The organism is Nevskiales bacterium, from assembly GCA_035574475.1.
Lineage (GTDB): Bacteria > Pseudomonadota > Gammaproteobacteria > Nevskiales > DATLYR01 > DATLYR01.
Window position 1 is genome coordinate 1 of record DATLYR010000170.1, and the last position, 3,152, is coordinate 3,152.

Sequence of the window (3,152 nt, forward strand, 5' to 3'; positions counted from 1 at the left end):
CAACAGCAGCCGGCCGGCCTTCATCCGCCGCCGCTGCAACTCCGATGCCGTGGGTTTCGATCTCATGCTGTCCTCCAAGTTATCACAGCATCAGACCACCTACGGTGGAATTAGTTTCAACTATTTATGCAAGGTTCAATAGGTTGCTGTTTGATAATAGAATAACCGTCGCCATCCAGAGTGAGGATGTATCCGACGAGATTATAGACATTCACCCACGGTTCGACCTTCAAGATTTGAATGTTGTTTTCCTCCAATAGCTGTTTTGCTGCCTGAAATACCACGTTATTCGCATTCTTGTACTGGTGACCGGCACCATAGATGGCTGCCGGCGTGCCCGCATTTACCAAGATATTTTCCAGCCGGCGCGGATCGTTGCTCATCAATAGAACAACTTTCCCATCACTGCTACCTGCAACATTAGTATGCAGGTCCGCGATATAAACCTCCCGCAAGGGAACGGTGTATTTGCAATCCTGTGTGAGCTGATAGGTTTTGCAGGCGTTACTCGTTGTTGATACAGGCTCAGAGGCCCTGGCCTCCGGAACCACCTCGCTAGGCATGCTTGCCGCACATCCGGTGAGAAAAAGCAGGCCAATCATCCACAGCCATACGACCGTCCGCATAATACCCCCGTGACACCTAAACGCTCTGCATTTTTAGTAAATTTACCATGGCAAAACGAAAACAAACGGGCCGACGAATGTAGTGCTTGGGCATTAACCCCTCCGCCCGAAGAGAACAGACAGGAGATGCGAGAAATCTGATAGCTCGAGGTGAGTGCTCCGCGCCCCTGCTCCGTCACCGCCCCGGCTTCCACAGCATCTCGTCCAGCGTGGCGCTGCGGCCGTGGCGCGCGAGGTCCACGCGGCCGTTGATGAACACGATGCCTTCCGCCTCCAGCCGCTTGCGCTGTTCCTTGTAGGCGCGGGTGCCGGGCGGGAAGGAAATTTTCCCTTGCGCGTTGATCACGCGGTGCCAGGGCACGTCGGTATCCCTCGGCAGCGCGTGCAGCGCGTAGCCGGCCTGGCGTGCCTGTTTGGGCAGGCCGGCGGCGTCGGCGATCTGGCCGTAGGTGGCGACGCGGCCGCGCGGGATTTCACGCACGGCCTGCCAGATGCGCCGGTAGGATTCGCTTGGCTCGGTCATTTACGGAGTCTAATCAGGCTGGCGCCAGTGTTCATCACCCCCACCCCAACCCTGTTCGCTTCGCTCACCTCGTACCTCGCCCGTCAAGGGGGAGGGAGGTTTTCAAGAGCCGGTTAAAGCACCAGCAGCGTGGCGCAGCCGAGGAACAGGCCGAGGCTGGCGACGTCGGTGGCGGTGGTGACGAAGATGCCGGAGGCTGCGGCCGGGTCCACGCCGAAGCGCCGGAGCGTCAGCGGCACCACCACGCCGGCCAGTCCGCTGGTCATGCAGCTGCCGATCATCGCCAGGAACACCGTGAGCGCGAGCAGCGGCGCCTGCGGCGCGCCGGTCATCAGCGCGTAGGCGTACATCGCCGCCGCGGCGGGGATGCCGACCAGCGCGCCGTTGCCGGCGCCGAGCAGGGCCTCCTTGGCCAGCAGCCGTCGCATCGCCTCCTGCCCGAACTCGCCCAGCGTCAGGCCGCGTACCGTAACCGCCAGCGCCTGCACGCCGGTGTTGCCGGCCTGGCCGGCGAGCACCGGCAGGAACACCGCCAGCGCCACGACCTGCGCGATGGTCTGCTCGAAGCCGCCGACCACCGCGGCGGCCAGGAAAGCGGTCAGCAGGTTGATCTGCAGCCAGGGATGGCGCCACTTGAAGCAACGCCGCCAGGGCGTGCCGTAATGTTCTTCCTCATCCACGCCCACCATGCGGCCGGACTGCGCGGTGAGGTTGAAGGTGTGCTGCTCGAACAGGAGATACCCCGGCACCAGGCCGATCAGGCGGTTTTGCTCATCGCACACCGGGTAGACCGGGTAGTGCCGGTGCACCACCGCGCGCATCGCCTCGTCGATGGGCGTGTCCGGGCGGAAGGCGAAGGGCTGCGGCACCATGATGTCGGCGAGCGTTTCCTCCGGCTCGGCCAGCATCAGGTCGCGCATCACCACCACGCCGAGCAGGTGCTCGGCTTCGTCCGTCACATAGGCGTAGGTGATGTACACCGTGCGCGCCAGCTCGCGGATCTGCTCGATCGCCTCGCGCACGCGCGTGTCCGGGCGGAACACGCCGGCCGGCTCGCTCATCAGGCGGCCGACGCTGTCCTCGGGGAACTCCAGGTTCAGGCTCCACTGCTCGCCCAGCTCGCCGCTGACCTCCGGCACGATCGCCGCCTGGCGTTCCTCCGGGAAGCGCAGCAGCACCTGGGTGGCGAAGGCCTGCGGCAGCCGCGCCAGCACCGCAGCCACGGTCTCGTCGGGCTCGCGGTCGAGCAGGGCGAAGGCATCCAGCGGCGCGCGCCGCTGCACCGCCGCCACCAGCTTGCGCAGCTGGGCCTCGTCCTCCGCCGCGGTCGGCGGGTTCTCGTCCACGGGTTTGGCCATGACATGCTCCGGCAAGACTCCGCCCGATCTTACGCCTGCCGCCGTGACGAAACGATGCACTCGCCTTAGGCTGTGGGCATGGACAGCTTGCGGGCCATGGTGCTGGAACAGCCGCGCGGGCCGCTGGTGCCGCGCGAGCGCGCCATCCCCGAGCCCGGCCCCGGCCAGCTGCTGGTGGCGGTATCGGCCTGCGGCGTGTGCCGCACCGACCTGCACCTGCTCGACGCCGAGCTGCCGGATATTCCGTATCCCATCATCCCCGGCCACCAGGTGGTCGGCCGGGTTCTGAAGGGCGAGGGACTGCCGGCCGGCACGCGCGTCGGCATCCCCTGGCTGGGCTCAAGCTGCGGGCACTGCGATTTCTGTGCGCACGGGCAGGAAAACCTCTGCGACACGGCGCGCTTCACCGGCTACCAGCTCGACGGCGGCTATGCCACGCACTGCGTCGCCGATGCGCGCTACTGCTTTGCCTTGCCCGAAGGCTACGACGACCTCGCGGTTGCGCCGCTGCTGTGCGCGGGGCTGATCGGCTATCGTGCGCTGCGCCTGTGCGGCGAGGCGCGGCATCTGGGCCTCTACGGTTTCGGCGCCGCGGCGCATCTCATCGCGCAGCTGGCGCGCTGGCAGGGGCGCAGGTTCTATGCC

At 65.5% G+C, this 3,152-nt stretch carries 4 protein-coding genes; 1 reads left to right on the top strand and 3 read right to left on the bottom strand.

Features of this window, described 5'->3' with window-relative positions; genetic code table 11:
• Nucleotides 1–116: 116 nt before the first annotated feature.
• The 3 genes from VNJ47_10355 to VNJ47_10365 form a co-directional block, all read right to left on the bottom strand.
• Nucleotides 117–626: a hypothetical protein gene (locus VNJ47_10355; GenBank protein ID HXG29231.1), complete on the bottom strand. Its 510-nt coding sequence runs from the start codon at nucleotides 624–626 to the stop codon at nucleotides 117–119.
• A 175-nt stretch (nucleotides 627–801) separates the two neighbouring features.
• Complete coding sequence (locus tag VNJ47_10360) at nucleotides 802–1,149, bottom strand: methylated-DNA--[protein]-cysteine S-methyltransferase (GenBank protein ID HXG29232.1); 348 nt, start codon at nucleotides 1,147–1,149, stop codon at nucleotides 802–804.
• A gap of 113 nt (nucleotides 1,150–1,262) precedes the next feature.
• Entirely contained in the window at nucleotides 1,263–2,507 is a 1,245-nt protein-coding gene (locus tag VNJ47_10365) for a magnesium transporter (protein ID HXG29233.1), read from the bottom strand.
• A 78-nt stretch (nucleotides 2,508–2,585) separates the two neighbouring features.
• Here VNJ47_10365 and VNJ47_10370 point away from each other — a divergent pair.
• Nucleotides 2,586–3,152: alcohol dehydrogenase catalytic domain-containing protein (locus VNJ47_10370; GenBank protein ID HXG29234.1), on the top strand; the 567-nt coding region annotated here is incomplete at its 3' end.

Coding starts and splice junctions, on each gene's coding strand:
- VNJ47_10355 (HXG29231.1), bottom strand. CDS start 626: ATGCGGACGGTCGTATGGCTGTGGATGATTGGCCTGCTTTTTCTCACC.
- VNJ47_10360 (HXG29232.1), bottom strand. CDS start 1,149: ATGACCGAGCCAAGCGAATCCTACCGGCGCATCTGGCAGGCCGTGCGT.
- VNJ47_10365 (HXG29233.1), bottom strand. CDS start 2,507: ATGGCCAAACCCGTGGACGAGAACCCGCCGACCGCGGCGGAGGACGAG.